The organism is Actinomadura geliboluensis (assembly GCF_043197915.1).
Taxonomy (GTDB): Bacteria; Actinomycetota; Actinomycetes; order Streptosporangiales; family Streptosporangiaceae; genus Spirillospora; species Spirillospora geliboluensis.
On sequence record NZ_JBICUA010000017.1, the window covers coordinates 18358 to 35058 of the forward strand.

16 protein-coding genes are annotated in these 16701 nt (G+C 73.6%); 12 read left to right on the forward strand and 4 right to left on the reverse strand.

Going from position 1 to position 16701, the window contains the following annotated elements; genetic code table 11:
* The first annotated feature begins 114 nt into the window (after positions 1–114).
* Positions 115–303, forward strand: a complete 189-nt coding sequence (locus ACGFI1_RS39515; RefSeq protein WP_138634617.1) for a DUF5302 domain-containing protein — start codon at positions 115–117, stop codon at positions 301–303.
* A 57-nt stretch (positions 304–360) separates the two neighbouring features.
* Here ACGFI1_RS39515 and ACGFI1_RS39520 read toward each other — a convergent pair whose 3' ends face one another.
* The 3 genes from ACGFI1_RS39520 to ACGFI1_RS39530 all read right to left on the reverse strand — a co-directional run bounded on the left by ACGFI1_RS39520 (position 361) and on the right by ACGFI1_RS39530 (position 3104).
* Positions 361–999 carry a pyridoxamine 5'-phosphate oxidase family protein gene (locus tag ACGFI1_RS39520; protein ID WP_364553206.1) on the reverse strand — a complete coding sequence of 213 codons (639 nt, stop codon included), beginning with the start codon at positions 997–999 and terminating at the stop codon, positions 361–363.
* A gap of 68 nt (positions 1000–1067) precedes the next feature.
* Positions 1068–2105 (reverse strand): MBL fold metallo-hydrolase, encoded by a 1038-nt coding sequence (locus ACGFI1_RS39525; RefSeq protein WP_387077364.1) that lies wholly within the window; start codon positions 2103–2105, stop codon positions 1068–1070.
* 81 nt (positions 2106–2186) lie between these two features.
* A complete protein-coding gene (locus tag ACGFI1_RS39530) occupies positions 2187–3104 on the reverse strand; it encodes a hypothetical protein (RefSeq protein WP_392792818.1) in 918 nt (305 codons plus the stop codon).
* Between the two features lie 84 nt (positions 3105–3188).
* Here ACGFI1_RS39530 and ACGFI1_RS39535 point away from each other — a divergent pair, with 84 nt between their 5' ends.
* The 3 genes from ACGFI1_RS39535 (at position 3189) to ACGFI1_RS39545 (ending at position 5741) form a co-directional block, all read left to right on the forward strand.
* The gene (locus tag ACGFI1_RS39535) at positions 3189–3848 is read left to right on the forward strand and encodes a PadR family transcriptional regulator (protein ID WP_386875788.1); all 660 of its coding nucleotides are present in this window, start codon (positions 3189–3191) and stop codon (positions 3846–3848) included.
* Between the two features lie 142 nt (positions 3849–3990).
* A complete protein-coding gene (locus ACGFI1_RS39540; RefSeq protein WP_392792820.1) occupies positions 3991–4968 on the forward strand; it encodes an ABC transporter ATP-binding protein in 978 nt (325 codons plus the stop codon).
* Positions 4965–5741: an ABC transporter permease gene (locus ACGFI1_RS39545; RefSeq protein ID WP_392792822.1), complete on the forward strand. Its 777-nt coding sequence runs from the start codon at positions 4965–4967 to the stop codon at positions 5739–5741. The genes ACGFI1_RS39540 and ACGFI1_RS39545 overlap by 4 nt, the downstream gene beginning before the upstream one ends.
* Before the next feature lie 70 nt (positions 5742–5811).
* Here ACGFI1_RS39545 and ACGFI1_RS39550 read toward each other — a convergent pair whose 3' ends face one another.
* On the reverse strand, positions 5812–7113 hold the full coding sequence (locus tag ACGFI1_RS39550) for a M20/M25/M40 family metallo-hydrolase (protein ID WP_392792823.1): 1302 nt from the start codon (positions 7111–7113) through the stop codon (positions 5812–5814).
* 225 nt (positions 7114–7338) lie between these two features.
* Between ACGFI1_RS39550 and ACGFI1_RS39555 the strand changes: the two genes are divergently transcribed.
* The 8 genes from ACGFI1_RS39555 (at position 7339) to ACGFI1_RS39590 (ending at position 16667) form a co-directional block, all read left to right on the forward strand.
* A complete protein-coding gene (locus ACGFI1_RS39555; RefSeq protein ID WP_392792824.1) occupies positions 7339–8946 on the forward strand; it encodes a peptide ABC transporter substrate-binding protein in 1608 nt (535 codons plus the stop codon).
* A 6-nt stretch (positions 8947–8952) separates the two neighbouring features.
* Entirely contained in the window at positions 8953–9879 is a 927-nt protein-coding gene (locus ACGFI1_RS39560; protein WP_138634644.1) for an ABC transporter permease, read from the forward strand.
* Positions 9880–9886: 7 nt separating this feature from the next.
* Positions 9887–10867, forward strand: a complete 981-nt coding sequence (locus ACGFI1_RS39565; RefSeq protein ID WP_386875798.1) for an ABC transporter permease — start codon at positions 9887–9889, stop codon at positions 10865–10867.
* 6 nt (positions 10868–10873) lie between these two features.
* Positions 10874–11899: an ABC transporter ATP-binding protein gene (locus tag ACGFI1_RS39570; protein ID WP_392792826.1), complete on the forward strand. Its 1026-nt coding sequence runs from the start codon at positions 10874–10876 to the stop codon at positions 11897–11899.
* A complete protein-coding gene (locus tag ACGFI1_RS39575; protein ID WP_138634654.1) occupies positions 11883–12902 on the forward strand; it encodes an ABC transporter ATP-binding protein in 1020 nt (339 codons plus the stop codon). The genes ACGFI1_RS39570 and ACGFI1_RS39575 overlap by 17 nt, the downstream gene beginning before the upstream one ends.
* Before the next feature lie 43 nt (positions 12903–12945).
* Positions 12946–13806 (forward strand): spermidine synthase, encoded by an 861-nt coding sequence (locus ACGFI1_RS39580; RefSeq protein ID WP_392792827.1) that lies wholly within the window; start codon positions 12946–12948, stop codon positions 13804–13806.
* 17 nt (positions 13807–13823) lie between these two features.
* Complete coding sequence (locus ACGFI1_RS39585) at positions 13824–14597, forward strand: SDR family oxidoreductase (protein WP_387077378.1); 774 nt, start codon at positions 13824–13826, stop codon at positions 14595–14597.
* A 93-nt stretch (positions 14598–14690) separates the two neighbouring features.
* The gene (locus tag ACGFI1_RS39590) at positions 14691–16667 is read left to right on the forward strand and encodes a SpoIIE family protein phosphatase (RefSeq protein ID WP_392792828.1); all 1977 of its coding nucleotides are present in this window, start codon (positions 14691–14693) and stop codon (positions 16665–16667) included.
* Positions 16668–16701: the final 34 nt, after the last annotated feature.

The following is a 16701-nucleotide window of genomic DNA, read 5'->3' on the forward strand; positions in this document are numbered from 1 at the left end:
CGACGCTGATTGCGGTGGAATCGCCCAAAATGATCTTTCGGACGGACCCGGATGGCCGAATCCCCGCGCGATGTGTGAGGCTGGGAGGTGCCCCTAAGAGAGCTGGAGGTCCGCATGGCCGAAACGTCAGGAGAACCCGCCGAAGGCGAGGACGACGTCAAGCGCAGGTTCCGGGAGGCCCTGGAGCGCAAGCGCGGAGCGGCGGCGAAGAACGCCGGCGCGACCGGCAGGAACGGCTCGAAGGTGCGCGGCGCGCATGACCGCGCCGACCATCAGCGGCAGTTCCGGCGCAAGAGCGGCTGACCGCGACCACCGTCCGACCCCCGCGCGCGAAGCGCGGGGGTCCTTTCGTACCGCCGGTCAGCTCCCGTAAAGCTTCTTGTCGTAGTTCGCCTCGGAGTAGTGGGTCTCCAGCTGCTCCAGGGTCTCCTCGGTGTACTGGACGTCCTTGACGATCCGGGCGTGCGCCGGAAGCGACTCCGGGTCCCACGTCTCGGGCTTCCACACCTTGGACCGCATCAGCGCCTTCGCGCAGTGGAAGAAGATCTGCTCGATGTCCACGATCAGCGCGAGCGCGGGCCGGTGGCCGCGGACGACCATCTCGTCGAAGAACGGCGCGTCCCGGACGAGGGTGGCCCGGCCGTTGATCCGCAGGGTCTCGCCGCGCCCCGGCACCAGGAAGATCAGCCCGACGTGCGGATTGCTCAGCACGTTCATGAACCCGTCGGCGCGGCGGTTGCCGGGCCGGTCCGGGATGGCGATCGTGGTGTCGTCGATGACGTGCACGAACCCGGGCGGGTCGCCCTTGGGGGAGACGTCGCAGTTGCCGGCCGCGTCGCTGGTGGAGATCAGGCAGAGCGGGGAGTGGGCGAGCCACTCCCGGTCCCAGGCGTGCAGGGTGACGCGCTCCTTGTCGATCGCCCGCCGCATCGGCGCGCCGAGCAGCTCGCGCAGCTCCGCCGCGGACGTGATCGCAGTGAACTCGGGGGCGACCGTCATCGCCGCTCCTTCCGCTGGGAGACCGGCGATCAGCGTAACCCGGCGGTGGTCGGGCGCCTCCGGGCGGGTCAGCGCTTCGCGGCGTAGCGGCGGACGCCGCCCTCCTCGTGGACGTCGAGGACGCCGCGGTCGGCGAGCACGTCCAGGTGCGCCTCGATCTCCAGGACGGCCAGCATCCGGCTGAAGGCGTCCAGGTCGGCGAGGCTGCGCCGGCGGCGGGTCCACGGCATCGCCTCGGCGGCCGCGAACGCCGTGTCGCGGCCCGCCCGGACCTGCGCGGCGGCGGCGTCGAGGCGCTCGGCGTGGTGCTCCAGCAGCTCGTCGATCCGGGTGTGCGCGCTCGGCTTCACCGGGCCGTGCGCCGGGAGCAGCAGCGTGTCGGGCATGTCGCGGACGAGGCGCAGCGACTCCAGGTAGCTGCGCAGCGGCTTGCGCTCCGGCTCGGTCTCCAGCCCGATGGACGGGGTGATGTGCGGCAGGATGTGGTCGCCCGCGAACAGCAGCCCGGCGGCGGCGTCGCGCAGCACGATGTGGCCGCGGGTGTGGCCCGGCGTGGCGAACACGTCCAGGTCCCGGGCGGTGAGGCCGACGCGCTCGCCGTCGTCCAGCCAGGCGTCCGGCAGCGTGTGCGGGATGTCCCGCTCGGAGCGGTCCACCGGCATCCCGGCGATCTCGGCGGCCAGGGCGTCCGCGCCGCAGCGGCGCAGCATCTCCACCTGCCGGGGGTGCAGGCCCCGCCGGACGTCGAACGCCTCGATCGACGGCTTCTCGCCGCGCCCGATCCGCACCCGCGTCCCGAACGACTCGCGCAGCGCGAGGGCCTGCGAGTAGTGGTCCCAGTGCGCGTGGGTGACGAGGAACTGCGCGACGTCGTCCAGCCCGTGGCCGAGCGAGCGGAGGGCCTTCTCCAGGGTCGTGCGCGTGTCGGGCATCGCCCAGCCGGAGTCCACGACGACGGGGCCGCCGTCGTCCTCGATCACGTAGACGTTGACCGCGTGCAGCGACGGGATGGGCAGCGCCAGGGGGATCCGGTGCACCCCCGGCACCACCGGATGAGCGCCCGGTTCGGTCCAGTCCGTCGGCTGCTCCACGACCGGTGCCGTCACCACGCGCCCCCTTGATCCTCGAATCGCGTTCTAGTCGAACCTACTTGATGCCGGACGCCCGCGGGGCCGCCGGGGGGCCGGTCAGCCGTGCCGCGCGTCACGTTCGGCGGCGCGGCGGGCCTCGGCGGCGGCCGTGCGGGCCTCGCGCGCGGCCTCCTCCGCCCGCGCCCGGTTCTGCTCGGCGCGCTCGGCCCGGCGGGCCGCGGCGTCCCGGTCGGCGGTCGCGCGCTCCAGCTCGCGGCGGAGCCGCCCGACCTCGGCGGACGCCTCGCCGGCCTCGCGTTTCGCGGCGTCCGCCCGCTCGGTGCGCTCGGCCAGCTTGCGTTCGGCCTCCTCGGCGCGCCTGCGCAGCGTCTCGGCCCGCCGCGCCCGCGCCGCGCTCGTCCGCGTCACGGTCGGCCTCGGCCGCTCGGGCTTCTCCTTCTCCCTCTTCCTCGGCTCCGGCTCGGGCGCCTCCTCCGGCTCCGGCTCCGGCTCGGGCTCGGGCTCGGGCTTCGCGCGCTTCTTCTCCGGCGGTGCCATCGGGAAGCCCGCGGGAACGAAACCGGTGTGGCTGCGGGGCTGCGCCAGGCGTCCCGCCCGGACGTCGTCGGCGATCTCCGCGTCCACGGTCGCGGCCTGCAGCGTGTCCTCGACCTCCCGGACGGCCTGCTCGCGCAGGTCGCCGCCCGCCTCGGCCGCGAGGTCGCCCGCCGTCCGCACGAGCGAGGCGACCAGTCCGGCACGGCGCTGCTCCAGGTCGCGCAGGCCGCCGCCGGCACCCCACGCCGAACGCAGCTCGGCGCCCACGTCCAGCAGCCGCCCCAGCTCCCCGGCGGCGGACCGGCTGAGCAGGTTCACCGCCCAGGCCGACAGCGTCGGACGGCGCAGGGCGCCGATGCGCTTGGCGAGGGCGGCGTCGCCGGCGTCCTTGGCCTCCCGCGCGAGCCGCTTGCGCGTCTCCACGAACCGCGCGGGCGGCACGCCGTAGAGCTCGTCGGCCGCGCTGCTGAAGTCCACGCCTGGTCTCTACCCCGCAGTGCGCCGCCCGGATCGGGTCTGGACGGGGCGGAGGCCGCGACCTATACTCGCAAACGAGTATTCGTGGACGAGGAGGCCGGGATGGCCAAGCGGCGCAAGGTGGGCAACCTCCTCGGCCTCGCCGTGCTGTCGACGGTCTCCGCCAAGCCGATGCACCCGTACGAGATGGCCGCCGTGATGCGCGCCCGCGGGAAGGACCGCGACATGGACATCAAGTGGGGGTCGCTCTACACGGTCGTCGGCAACCTGGAGAAGCACGGCTTCCTGGCCGTCGAGGGCAGCGTCCGTGAAGGGGCGCGGCCGGAGCGGACCGTCTACCGCATCACCGACGCGGGCACGGCGGAACTCGCCGACTGGGTCCGCGAGCTGATCGCCGTGCCCGAGCGCGAGGTGCCGCGGTTCGAGGCGGGGCTGTCGGTCCTCGGCGCGCTCGGCCCGGACGAGGTCGCCGTCCTGCTGCGCCGCCGCCTCGACGCGCTGGAGCGGCAGATCGCCGCCGACGAGGAGGGGCTCGCGACCGCCGAGGTGCCGCGCATCTTCCTGATCGAGGAGGAGTACGACCTGGCGATCAGGCGCGCCGAGGCCGCGTGGGTGCGCGGCTTCCTCGCCGAGATCGAGGACGGCACCCTGCCGCACCTCGACATGTGGCGCGCCTTCCACCGGACCGGAGAGCTGCCGCCCGAGATCGCCGAGATGGCGGAGAGGGGAGCCCCCCAGGAGTAGCGCGGAAGCGGCCCGGCGGCGGTGCGGCAACACCGCCGCCGGGCCGGAGAACCCACCACCGAAGATCCGCACGGAGCGGGCCCTGGCGGCGAGCACGCATCTCCAGCCTATCCGGGACCCCTCCGTCGAGCACGGAGGAACCATGGCGCACGCCATCGAGGCCGAGGGCCTCGTGAAGACCTATCCCGGCGACGTCCGGGCCCTGGACGGGCTGTCCCTCACCGTCGGCCAGGGCGAGATCGTCGGGCTGCTCGGCCCCAACGGGGCCGGCAAGTCCACCACCGTCAAGATCCTCACCACGCTGGTCAGGCCGGACGCGGGCACCGCCGCCGTGGCGGGCCACGACGTGCTGCGCCGGCCCGACCGGGTCCGCCGGCTGATCGGGGTCGTGGCGCAGAAGTCCGGCGCCGACCCCGAGGCGAGCGGCCGCGACAACCTCGTCCTGCAGGGCCGCCTGTACGGGCTGTCCGGCGCGCGGGCGCGGCGGCGGGCCGCCGAGTTGCTCGCCCGCTTCGGCTTGGACGACGCGGCGGCGCGCCGCGTGAAGACCTACTCGGGCGGCATGCGGCGGCGCCTGGACGTCGCGCTCGGCCTCGTCCACCGCCCGCGGGTGCTGTTCCTCGACGAGCCCACCACCGGCCTCGACCCCGAGGCGCGCGCCGCCCTGTGGGCCGAGATCGGCCGGCTCGCCGGCGACGACGCCCTCGCGATCCTGCTGACCACCCACTACCTGGAGGAGGCCGACCGGCTCGCCGGGCGGGTCGCGATCGTCGACGGGGGCCGCGTCGTCGTGACGGGCACCCCCGACGGGCTCAAGGGCGAGCTGCGCGGCGACGCCGTGCACGTCGCCTGGCCGGAGGCGCCTCCGGAGCCGGTGGTGCGGGAGGCGCTCGGCCGGCTCCCCGGCGTCCGCGAGATCGTCCTGGACGGCCCGCGCCTCAGCGCCCGCACCGGTGACGGCGCCGCCGCCGTCCCGGCCGTCCTCGCGGCCCTCGACCAGGCGGGCGTCCCCGCGGCGACCGCGACCGTCGCCCGGCCCTCGCTCGACGACGTCTACCTCCGCTACGCCGGGCGCCGACTGGCCGAGGCCGAGCCCGCGACCGCGGGAGGCGCCCGATGACCGCGCTGGTGACCGGCACCTGGTGGATGACCCACCGGCGCCTGACGGCGCTGCTGCGCAACCCCGCCGTCCTCGTCATGACGCTGGCGCAGCCGATGATCTGGCTGTTCCTGTTCGGCGAGCTGTTCAAGCGGGTCGCCGAGCTCCCCGGGTTCGGCGCCCAGTCCTACCTGGACTACATCGTCCCCGGCGTCGTGGTCATGAACGCGGTGTCGCTGAACTCCTTCGCCGGGATGGCGACGATGGACGAGATCGAGCGCGGCACCCTCGACCGCTTCCTCGTCACCCCGGTGCGCCGCGGCGCGATCGTGCACGCCGGCGTCGTCGAGCAGGCGCTCAGCACGGCGTTCCAGTCCCTGGTGATCATCCTGCTGGGCTGGGCCGCCGGCGCCGACTACCCGGGAGGCCCCGCGGGCCTGGCCGTCCTGGTCGCCGCCTCGGTGCTGATCGGCATCGTCCTCGCGGCCCTGTCGAACACGCTCGCGCTGCTCGTGCGGGACCGCAACACCATCATCGGCCTGAACGTGATGCTGCTGCTGCCGCTCACGTTCCTGTCCTCGGCGTTCATGCCCGCGAACCTGATGCCGTCCTGGATCGGGCACGTGGCCGCCGCCAACCCGGTGAGCTGGGCGCTCGACACCGCCCGCGCGGCCCTGTCCGCCGACCCGGACTGGCCGTCGGCCGCACTGCACTGCTCCTGGCTGCTGGCCCTGGCCGCGGCGACGGTGGCGCTGGCGACCTACTCGGTGAGGAGCTACCAGAAGTCCCGGTGACCCGTCGGTGCGCAGGCCCGGTCGTGCTCGCACGACCGGGCCGCCACCCTGCCCGCCTACGCGCCGGGGATCAGCGCGTGTCCAGGAAGTGGTCCAGGACGCGGGTACCGAAGGCCAGGCCGTCGAGGGGGACGCGTTCGTCCACCCCGTGGAACATGCCGAAGTAGTCGAGGCCCGGCGTGAGGCGCAGGGGCGCGAAGCCGTAGCTGGTGATGCCGATGCGGTGGAACGACTTCGCGTCGGTGCCGCCCGCCATCACGTAGGGGACGGGGTGGGCCTGCGGGTCCTCGGTGCGGAGCGCCTCGGCGAGGGCGGTGAACGTCGGGCCGGCCGGGTCGGCCGACGGGGCCTCCTCGTAGTTGATGAACTCGCGGGTGACGCGGGGGCCGAGCAGCCGGTCGATCGTGGCGAGGAACTCCTCGCCGGTGCCGGGCAGGTAGCGGCCGTCGACCTGCGCGGTCGCCGTGCCGGGCACGACGTTGACCTTGTAACCGGCGTCCAGCCGGGTCGGGTTGGCCGAGTTGCGGATCGTCCCGGCGAACAGGTGGCCGGCCCGGCCGAGCCGCGCGGCCTCCGCGTCGAGGCGGTCGTGGTCGATGGTCGTGCCGAGCGCCTTCGCGAGCCCGTCGAGCAGCGCGCGGACGCCCGGCGTCAGCCGGACGGGCCACTCGTGGGCGGCCAGCCGCGACACCGCGTGCGCGATCTCGGCGACCGCGTTGTCGGGCGCCGGCTTCGACCCGTGCCCGGCGGTGCCGCGCGCCGTCAGCCTGAGCCACGTGGTGCCGCGCTCGCCCGTCGCGACCGGGTAGATCCGCCGGCCGTCCGCCTCCACGCTGAACCCGCCGGACTCGCTGATCGCCTCCGTGCAGCCCTCGAAGACCTCGCGGTGCTCCCGCACCACGTACCGCGACCCGTAGTCGCCGGTGCACTCCTCGTCGGCGAGGAACGCCAGCACCAGGTCGCCGCGCGTGCGCCGCCCCTCGCGCAGCCGCCGCCGGACGACCGCGAGCGTCATCGCGAGGCTGCCCTTCATGTCGACCGCGCCGCGCCCCCACACGCACCCGTCCCGCACCTCGCCGGAGAACGGCGGCACGGTCCAGTCGGCGGCGTCGGCCGGGACCACGTCGAGGTGCCCGTGGACCAGGAACGCCGGATGCGACGGGTCGGTGCCGGGGACACGGGCGAGGACGCTCGCCCGGCCGGGCGCCGACTCCACGACGCGCGCCTCCACGCCGACCTCGTCCAGCAGCGCGGCGACGTGCTCGGCCGCCGGGCGCTCCGGATGGGCGACCCCTTCGCCCCGGTTGGTGGTGTCGAAGCGGATCAGATCAGCACAGATCCGGCCGGCCTCGGTGTCCGCCCCGTCCTCCATCGCACCTCCGATTCGCGACGAGGCTTCATTTTCCCCGGGGACCGCCCCGTGTCAACGGAGTGGCGGTGTGTCGCGCGGGGAATCGGAGAAGCATGATCAAGAACGTCTCGATCCGGTTTCGACTCCGTCAGCGCTGTGTGCAAAACGTCACCGCGAGTACGACCCTGCCAACAATCGAGGTGCGGCGGGCGGCCAAGAGCCCGTGGACCGGGGCCGAGGAGGAGCATGACCAGCCAATGGGGTGTGCGGTGGAAGATCGCGGGCGCCGTCGCGGTGGCGCTCACGGCGTCGCTGGGGCTGTCGGCCTGCGGCGGCGATGAGGCGGGGGCGAGCGACGGGACGTTCACCGTGGGGCACTCCGAGCCCGACCACCTGGTGCCCGCCAACACGACCGGCAGCTACGCCTTCGACGTGATCACCGAGCTGTTCGACAACCTGATGACGCTCGACCAGGACGGCAAGGCGGTGCCGCTGGCCGCGGAGTCCGTCACCTCCGGCGACCAGAAGGTCTGGACGGTCAAGCTGCGGGCGGGGCAGAAGTTCCACAACGGCGAGCCGGTGACCGCGCAGAGCTTCGCGGACGCGTGGAACAACGCGGCGTACGGCCCGAACGCCATGGGCGCCAACTCCTACTTCTCGTACATCAAGGGCTACGAGGAGATGAACCCCGAGGACGAGAACGCCAAGCCGAAGGCCGAGAAGCTGTCGGGGCTGGAGGTCACCGGCGCCGACACGCTCAAGGTCACGCTGAACGCGCCGTTCAGCCAGTTCCCGCTGCTGCTGACGTACCCGGCGTACGCGCCGATGCCGAGCGCGGGGCTGAAGGACCTGAAGGCGTTCGAGGAGCACCCGATCGGCAACGGCCCGTACCAGATGGACGGGAACTGGGAGCGCAACAAGCAGATCAAGCTGGTCGCCTACCCGGGCTACGCGGGGCCGCGCAAGGCGAAGAACAAGGGGGTGACCTGGAAGAGCTACTCCAACGCCGACACCGCCTACACCGATCTGCGGGCGGGCCGGATCGACGTCCTGCAGACGATCCCGTCGGCGAAGGTCCCCGAGGCCAAGCGGCTGCTGGGGGACCGGTTCCTCGCCCGGAAGATGAGCACCACGGACTACCTGGGCTTCCCGGTGTTCGACAAGCGGTTCGCCAACCCGGACCTGCGCAAGGCCATCTCGATGGTCATCGACCGCCAGGGCATCAACAAGGCGGTCTACAACGGCGACTACTTCCCCGCCGACTCGCTGATCCCGTCCATCATCCCCGGCCACCACCCCAACGCGTGCGGTGAGCTGTGCACCTACGACCCGGCGAAGGCCAAGCAGCTGTTCGACAAGGCCGGCGGGTTCAAGGGGACGATGGAGCTGTACTTCTCCAACGCGCAGCCGACCTACGCGCAGTGGATGCGGATCATCGCGAACTCGCTGCGCGACAACCTCGGCATCACCGACGTCCAGTTCCGGCAGGTGCCCGCGTCCGACTACTTCTCGATGCTGCGCGAGCGCAAGGAGAAGGGCCCCTACCGGCAGAACTGGGAGGCCGACTACCCGAGCCCGCAGAACTACCTGGAGAACATGTGGGGGTCGGCCGACAACCGCATGGGCTGGAAGAACCAGGAGTTCGACGACCTCATCGCCAAGGCCAACCGGGCCGCCGACCAGCAGCAGGCGCTCGCGCTCTACAACCAGGCCGAGGACATCGCGATCCGGGAGATGCCGATGATCCCGCTGTGGACGTGGGCGGGCGAGGGCGGCCGCTCGAAGAACGTCGAGAACGTCACGATCACTCCGTACTCGACGGGTCTGGTCGCCACCGACGTGACGGTGAAGTAACCGGCGATGTGGAGGTACGTCCTACGGCGGCTCTTGCAGGCGGTCCCCGTCTTCTTCGGCACGACGCTGCTCATCTACGTGATGGTGTTCGCGCTTCCGGGCGACCCGATCCAGGCGCTCGCCGGGGACAAGCCGGTCCCGGACAACGTCCTGCAGACGCTCCGGGACCGGTACAACCTCAACGACCCGCTGCTGGTGCAGTACGGGAAGTACATGTGGGGCCTCGCCCAGGGCGACCTGGGCGAGAACTACACCGGCCAGAGCGTGTCGGAGATGCTCAGCGGGCGGTGGACGGTGACCGCGCGGCTCGCCCTCACCGCCTGGATCTTCGAGCTGGCCATCGGGATCGCGCTCGGCGTGTGGGCGGGGCTGCGCCGCGGCCGGTTCGCCGACACCCTCGTCCTCGGCGGGACGACGCTGGTGATCGCCGTGCCGGTGTTCGTCCTCGGGTACGCCGCGCAGCTGCTGTTCGGGCTGCACTGGCAGATCTTCCCCACCGCCGGGACGGACGAGGGCTGGCCGGTGAGCTACCTGCTGCCGGGCATCGTGCTCGGCTCGCTCGGCCTGTCGTACGTGGCGCGGCTGACGCGCACGAGCCTGTCGGAGAACCTGCGGGCCGACTACGTGCGCACCGCGAACGCCAAGGGCCTGTCGCGGGCGCGGGTGGTCGGCCGGCACGCGCTCCGCAACTCGCTCATCCCCGTGGTGACCTATCTCGGCGTCGACTTCGGGAACCTGATGGGCGGCGCGGTGGTGACCGAGGGCATCTTCAACCTGCCGGGCATCGGGCAGCAGGTGTTCCAGTCGATCCAGCTGAAGGAGGGCCCGGTCGTGGTCGGCGCGGTCACCGTGCTGGTGCTGATCTTCCTGCTGGTCAACCTGGTCGTGGACCTGCTGTACGGGGTGCTCGACCCGCGGATCAGGTACGAGTGAGGCGCGCATGAAGATCGAGGACGCGGGCCCGCCGGGCGCCGAGCCCGAACCGGTGCCCGACGCGGCGGGGGCGCTCACCGCCGGGACGAGCGCCGCCGGGACGAGCGCGGCGGCGGTCGCCGCCGCCGGCGGCGGGATCGGCCGGGCGTCGCTGTGGGACGACGCGTGGCGCGACCTGCGCCGCCGCTGGGTGTTCTGGATCTCGGTGACGATCCTGGCGTTCGTCGCGGTGATGGCCCTGCTGCCGCGGCTGTTCACCGCCACGGCCGTCAACCAGGGCTGCGATCCGAACGCCGCCAAGGCCGGCCCGTCCGGCGACCACTGGTTCGGCACCGACCTCGCGGGCTGCGACTACTACGCGCACGTCGTGCACGGCGCCCGCCCGACGCTGCTCATCGGCGTCGCCGTCACCCTGTTCGCGCTGCTGATCGCGATGGTGTTCGGGCTGCTGTCGGGGTACTACGGCGGGATCATGGACGCGGTGATCGCGCGGCTCACCGACGTGTTCTTCGGGCTGCCGTTCGTGCTGGGCGCCACGGTGATCCTGGTGGCGTTCCCCTCGCACGGCGTGTGGGCGATGACGCTGGTGCTGGTGCTGCTCGGCTGGACGACGATGATCCGCATCATGCGGGGCCAGGTCATCTCCGTCCGGGACGCCGACTACGTGCAGGCGGCGCGGCTGCTCGGCGCGTCCGACGCCCGGATCATGGCCCGGCACATCCTGCCGAACGCGATCGCCCCGGTGATCGTGGTCGCCACCCTGAACGTCGGCAACGTGATCGTGGGGGAGGCCACGCTGGACTTCCTCGGCGTCGGCCTGCAGTACCCGGAGGTCTCCTGGGGGCTCCAGCTGAACCAGGCGAAGGACTCCTTCATCGACCACCCGCACCTGCTGGTCTTCCCCGCCGTGTTCCTGTCGGCGACGGTGCTGAGCTTCCTGATGCTCGGCGACGCCGTCCGCGACGCCCTCGACCCGAAGCTGCGGTGACCCTGAATGCTCACGGATGTGAAGGACGATGCGCCCCCCGCGCCGCCGCCGCTGCTGAGCGTCGACGACCTGCACGTGGTGTTCCGCGTGCGCGGCCGGGACGTCCGCGCGGTGAACGGCCTGTCGTACAGCCTCGACGAGGGCGAGACGCTCGCGATCCTCGGCGAGTCGGGGTCGGGCAAGAGCGTCGCCGCGCAGGCGGTGCTGGGCATCCTCGACTCCCCGCCCGCCCGCGTCGAGCGCGGGTCGGTGCGGCTGCGCGGCGAGGAGCTGCTCGGCCTGCCCGAGCGGCGCCGCCGCGGCTACCGCGGCGACCGCGTCTCGATGGTCTTCCAGGACGCGCTGAGCGCGCTGAACCCGGTGTTCACGGTCGGCGACCAGCTCCGCGAGATGTACCGGGTGCACCGCGGCCTCGGCCGGCGGGCGGCCCGGGACAAGGCCGTCGAGCTGATGGAGCGGGTGCGGATCCCGTCGGCGGCCAAGCGGCTCGGCGACTACCCGCACCAGTTCTCCGGCGGCATGCGCCAGCGCATCATGATCGCGATGGCGCTGGCGCTGGAGCCGGACGTGCTGATCGCCGACGAGCCGACGACCGCGCTGGACGTGACCGTCCAGGCGCAGATCATGCGGCTGCTCGCCGGGCTCCAGGAGGAGCTGCGGATGGGCATGGTGCTGATCACCCACGACCTCGGCGTCGTCGCCGGCGTCGCGGACCGCATCGTCGTCATGTACGCCGGGTCCGTCGCCGAGCAGGCGCCCGCCCGTGAGCTGTACGCGCGGCCCGCCCACCCCTACACCAAGGGCCTGCTGGCGTCGGTGCCGCGGCTGGACCGGCGCGGCGCGCCGCTCGTCCCGATCAAGGGGGCGCCGCCGGACCCGGCCGCGCTGCCGCCCGGCTGCCCGTTCCAGCCGCGCTGCCCGCGCGCCGAGGCGGTCTGCGCGGCGGAGCGGCCGCCGCTCACCGCGGTCGCGCCGGGCCACGCGGCCGCCTGCCATTTCGCCGCGGAGGTGCACGGTGCCGGACCCGAGTGAACCGCCGATCCTCCAGGTGGAGGGGCTCGTCAAGCACTACCCGGTGACCCGCGGCGTCGTGCTCAAGCGCGCCGTCGGGCACGTCAAGGCCGTGGACGGCGTCGACCTGGAGCTGCGCCGGGGCGAGACCCTCGGCATCGTCGGCGAGTCCGGGTGCGGTAAGTCGACGCTGGCGAAGCTGCTGCTCGCCGCCGAGCGGCCCACCGCCGGGACGGTCCGCTTCGACGGCCGGGACGTGTTCGCGCTGCGCCGGGCCGAGCTGCGGGCGCTGCGCCGCCGCATCCAGCTGGTGATGCAGGACCCGTACTCCTCGCTCGACCCGCGGATGACGGTCGGCGACATCGTCGGCGAGCCGTTCGCGATCCACCCGGACGCCGCGCCGAAGGGGGAGCGCCGCGCCCGCGTCCAGGAGCTGCTGGAGCTCGTCGGCCTCGACCCGGGGCACGTCAACCGGTACCCGCACCAGTTCTCCGGCGGGCAGCGCCAGCGGGTCGGGATCGCCCGCGCCCTCGCGCTGCGCCCCGACGTGATCGTGTGCGACGAGCCGGTGTCGGCGCTGGACGTCTCCGTCCAGGCGCAGGTGATGAACCTGCTCGCCGAGCTGCAGCGCGAGCTGGGCCTGGCGTACGTGTTCATCGCGCACGACCTGGCGGCCGTCCGGCACATCTCCGACCGCGTCGCCGTGATGTACCTCGGCAAGGTCGTGGAGACCGGCGACGAGACGCAGATCTACGAGCATCCGACGCACCCGTACACGCAGGCGCTGCTGTCGGCGGTGCCGGTGCCCGACCCGGACGCGCCCGGCTGGACGGGGCAGATCCGGCTGGAGGGCGAGCCGCCGTCGCCGCTGGACCCGCCGTCCGGCTGCCGGTTCCGCACCCGCTGCTGGAAGGCCCGCGACGTCTGCGCGGACGAGACGCCCGCGCTGGAGGAGCGCGACGGCTCCGCACATCCCAGCGCGTGCCATTTCGCGTCCGAGGCCGCGCTCACCGAGCGAACCTGACGGTCGTCCTGAGCCCCGGCCGAAGTGTCCGTAGGGTGGGGGCATGGCACGCAAGCGCAGGCACGACCCCCCGCCGCGGACGTACCGCATCGCGGGCGGTGAGGCCGAGCTGCTGCGCGACGCCGACCGCGACGGCGGCTGGATGCTGCTCGTCGGCGGGGTGCCGCAGTCCTATGTAGACCTGTCCGACCCCACCTACCTCGACTTCGAGTACATGCGGCTGATCGGCGACGTGGTCGACTGCGCCGCCCTGGACGGCGAGGCGCTCGACGCGGTCCACATCGGCGGCGCCGGCTGCACGCTGCCCCGCTACATCGCCGCGACCCGGCCGGGGTCGCGGCAGGTCGTGCTGGAGCCGGACGCCGAGCTGGTGCAGCTCGTCCGGGAGCGGCTGCCGGTGAAGGGCGTCCCCGGGCTGCGGATCCGCGTCACCGACGGGCGCGCCGGCATCGCGGCGCTCGCCGACGACGCCGACGACCTGGTGGTGATGGACGCGTTCGCCGAGGCGTCGTTGCCGCTGGAGCTCGCCACCCGCGAGTTCGTGCTGGACGCCGCGCGGGTGCTGCGGCCGGGAGGCGTCTACGTGGTCAACGTCGCCGACGGGTTCCGGCTGCCGTTCGCGCGCCGGGTGGCCGCCACGGTCGGGTCGGTGTTCCGGCACACGGTGCTGCTCGGCGACCCGGGGGTGCTGCGGGGGCGCCGGTTCGGCAACCTGATCGTGGCCGGGTCGCAGGCGCCGCTGCCGGTCGCCGAGCTGACCCGCCGCGCGGCGGGCGGCATCGTCCGGGCCCGGGTGATGGACGGCGGCGACCTCGCCGCGTTCTGCGCCGGCGCGGCGCCGCTGCACGACGGCGAGGAGATCGTCGCGCCCGTCCCGCCGCCGCAGGTCTTCGGGAGTTCCTGACCGATCAAGGAGGCACCATGATCCTCGTGACCGGGGCGAGCGGCACGCTCGGCCGGGTGGTCGTGCGACGGCTGGCGGAGGCCGGCGCGGACGTGCACGGGCTGAGCCGCCGTGAACGCGCCCCCGAACCGGGGCTGACCTGGCACAAGGGCGATCTGTGGAAGGGCGAGGGCGTCGCCGCGGCGGTCGCCGGCGCGGAGACGATCGTGCACTGCGCCAGCGACGCGTTCCACCCCAAGCGGGACCTGCCCGCCGCCCGGCGGCTGGTCGAGGCCGCGCGCGGGGAGGGCGCCCCGCACCTGGTCTACATCTCGATCGTCGGCGTCGACAAGATCCCGTACGGCTACTACCGGACGAAGCACGCCGTGGAGCGGCTCATCGAGGGCTCCGGCCTGCCGTACACGATCCTGCGGACCACCCAGTTCCACACGCTGCCCGACGCGGTCTTCAACGTCCTCACCAAGATCCCCGGCGTGGCGGTCGTGCCGAAGGGGCTGCGCGACCAGCCGATCGACGTCGCCGAGGTCGCGGGGCGGCTTGCCGACCTGGCGCTCGCGGCCGGGCCCGCGCGGCGGGTCGACGACATGGGCGGCCCCGAGGTGCTGACCGTGGAGGAGATGCTCGGGGACTACCTGGCGGCGCGCGGCCTGCGGCGGCCGGTCACGGTGCCGCTGCCGCTGCCCGGAAAGGTCGGGCGCGGGTTCCGGGAGGGCCACCACCTGGTCCCCGGACACGCGGCCGGGAAACGGACCTGGAAGCAGTTCCTGGACGAGGCCCACGCCCGGGGTTAAGGACGGATCTCCCCGCCCGTATCGGCCGCATCCGGCCGTCCGATGTCCCATAATCGAGCGATGGAGTCGTCCACCCGAATTCTCATTCTCGGCATGGAATCGTCGGGGAGAATTCTCCAGTTCGAGCGCAACGCCGCCGCCGTGCTCTCGCGGAAACCGGACGACCTGCGGGGCGCCTACCTGGACGAGGTGATCCCCGGCGCGCGGGAGCCGCTGCAGGAGGCGCTGAAGGCCGGCCGGGAGCGCACCGCCATGCTCGCCGTGGAGACTCCGGCGGGCGGCACGCTGGACGCGGTCGTGACCGTCCACCCGATGAGCGGCGGCGCGCCCGACGCCCCGGGCCTCGCCGCGCTCGCGGTGATCCGGGTGCCGGTGCCGCTCGCCGACCGGTTCGTCGACCCGGCCGTCATCCGCCGCGCGCTGCTGGACGACGCGCTGCCCCGCATCGGCTCCACCCTCGACCTGGAACTGCTGGCGCGCGGCCTGATGGACGTCCTCGTCCCGCATTTCTGCAACTCGGGCGCGCTGCTGCTGGCCGAGAGCCACATCGACGCCGACGAGCCGCCGGAGGGCCCGGACGGGCCGCAGCTGCGCCGGATGGCGATCGGCTTCGACGACGAGGACCCGGCCTGGGACGCGACGTTCCCCACCGGCGAGTCGCTGGTCTACCCGCCGGGCACGCCGCACGCGCTGTGCCTGGAGTCCGGCGAGCCGGTGCTGCGCGCCCTCGGCGGCGAGGGCGCGGCCCGGCTCGCGGGCGCGTGGCGCCGCCCGCCGGTGGCCGAGCTGCTCAAGGGCGCGTCGATGCTGTTACTCCCGATCACGTCCGCGGCGGGCGTGCTGGGGTTCTTCGTCTGCACCCGCAACGCGGCGCACCGGCCGTTCGACGCCTACGACGTCGAGATCGGGATGGAGTTCGCGAACCGGGCGTCGATCTTCGTGGAGAGCGCCCGCCAGTACTCGCGGGAGCGCGCGACCGCCCTCACCCTCCAGCGCAGCCTGCTGCCGACGGGCCTGTCGGCGCCGTCGACGGTCGAGGTGCACCACCGCTACCTGCCGGGCAGCCGCCGCATCGAGGTCGGCGGCGACTGGTACGAGTCGATCGCGCTGCCCGGCGGCCGGGTCGCGCTGGTGGTCGGCGACGTCGCCGGGCACGGCGTGAAGGCCGCCGTCACGATGGGCCGCCTCCGCACCGCCATCCACACCCTCGCCGGGCTGGAGCTGCCGCCCGCCGAGGCCCTGGAGCGCCTCGACTCCCTGATGCGCACGCTCGGCGAGCGCGAGCCGCACTTCGCCACCTGCGCCTACGTCGTCTACGACGCGGTCAGCGGCCGGTGCGAGGTCGCGAGCGCCGGGCACCTGCCGCCGCTGCTCGCCCCGCCCGGCGCCGAGCCGGAGTACCTGCCGGTGCCGCCCGCGCCGCCGCTCGGCGTCGGCGGCGACGGCCCGATCGTGACCCGCGAGTTCACCGTCGAGGACGGCACGCTGCTGTTCCTCTACACCGACGGGCTGGTGGAGAACCGGGCCCGCGACATCGACGACGGGCTCGCGCGGCTGCTCGCCACGTTCGGGCCCGGCGCCGCCGCCCGCCCGCTGGACGACCTGTGCCAGGCGGCCCTCGACGGCGTCTACGACGACGAGCACCGCGACGACATCGCGATGCTGGTGGCGCGCCTCGCCCGCATCCCCGCCGACCACCACGCCACCTGGGAGCTGCCCGCCGAGCCCGCCGCCGTCCGCCGCGCCCGCGGCCTCGTCCGCGACCGGCTCGCCCGCTGGGACCTCGACGACCTGACCCACAGCACCATGCTGCTGGTGTCGGAGCTCGTCACCAACGCGATCCAGCACGTCGGCGGGCGCGTCACGCTGCGGCTGGTGCGGGAGGGCGGCCTGGTCTGCGAGGTCGCCGACTCCTCCGACGGGCGCCCCCGCATCCGGCTGCACGACGACGAGGACGACGCGATGGAGTCGGGCCGCGGCCTGCACGTCGTGGGGCGGCTGGCGCAGCGCTGGGGCGTGCGCCGCACCGCGGGCGGCAAGGTCGTCTGGTGCGAGCAGGAGCTGTCCTGACGCGCTCCCCGCGCCGCGCGGCGGCCGGGCGCGG

Bases quoted from the DNA above. Each gene is read 5' to 3' on its own strand.
- ACGFI1_RS39570 (WP_392792826.1), top strand. From the start codon at position 10,874: ATGCTCACGGATGTGAAGGACGATGCGCCCCCCGCGCCGCCGCCGCTG.
- ACGFI1_RS39565 (WP_386875798.1), top strand. From the start codon at position 9,887: ATGAAGATCGAGGACGCGGGCCCGCCGGGCGCCGAGCCCGAACCGGTG.
- ACGFI1_RS39560 (WP_138634644.1), top strand. From the start codon at position 8,953: ATGTGGAGGTACGTCCTACGGCGGCTCTTGCAGGCGGTCCCCGTCTTC.
- ACGFI1_RS39580 (WP_392792827.1), top strand. From the start codon at position 12,946: ATGGCACGCAAGCGCAGGCACGACCCCCCGCCGCGGACGTACCGCATC.
- ACGFI1_RS39545 (WP_392792822.1), top strand. From the start codon at position 4,965: ATGACCGCGCTGGTGACCGGCACCTGGTGGATGACCCACCGGCGCCTG.
- ACGFI1_RS39585 (WP_387077378.1), top strand. From the start codon at position 13,824: ATGATCCTCGTGACCGGGGCGAGCGGCACGCTCGGCCGGGTGGTCGTG.
- ACGFI1_RS39540 (WP_392792820.1), top strand. From the start codon at position 3,991: ATGGCGCACGCCATCGAGGCCGAGGGCCTCGTGAAGACCTATCCCGGC.
- ACGFI1_RS39555 (WP_392792824.1), top strand. From the start codon at position 7,339: ATGACCAGCCAATGGGGTGTGCGGTGGAAGATCGCGGGCGCCGTCGCG.
- ACGFI1_RS39590 (WP_392792828.1), top strand. From the start codon at position 14,691: ATGGAATCGTCGGGGAGAATTCTCCAGTTCGAGCGCAACGCCGCCGCC.
- ACGFI1_RS39520 (WP_364553206.1), bottom strand. From the start codon at position 999: ATGACGGTCGCCCCCGAGTTCACTGCGATCACGTCCGCGGCGGAGCTG.
- ACGFI1_RS39550 (WP_392792823.1), bottom strand. From the start codon at position 7,113: ATGGAGGACGGGGCGGACACCGAGGCCGGCCGGATCTGTGCTGATCTG.
- ACGFI1_RS39515 (WP_138634617.1), top strand. From the start codon at position 115: ATGGCCGAAACGTCAGGAGAACCCGCCGAAGGCGAGGACGACGTCAAG.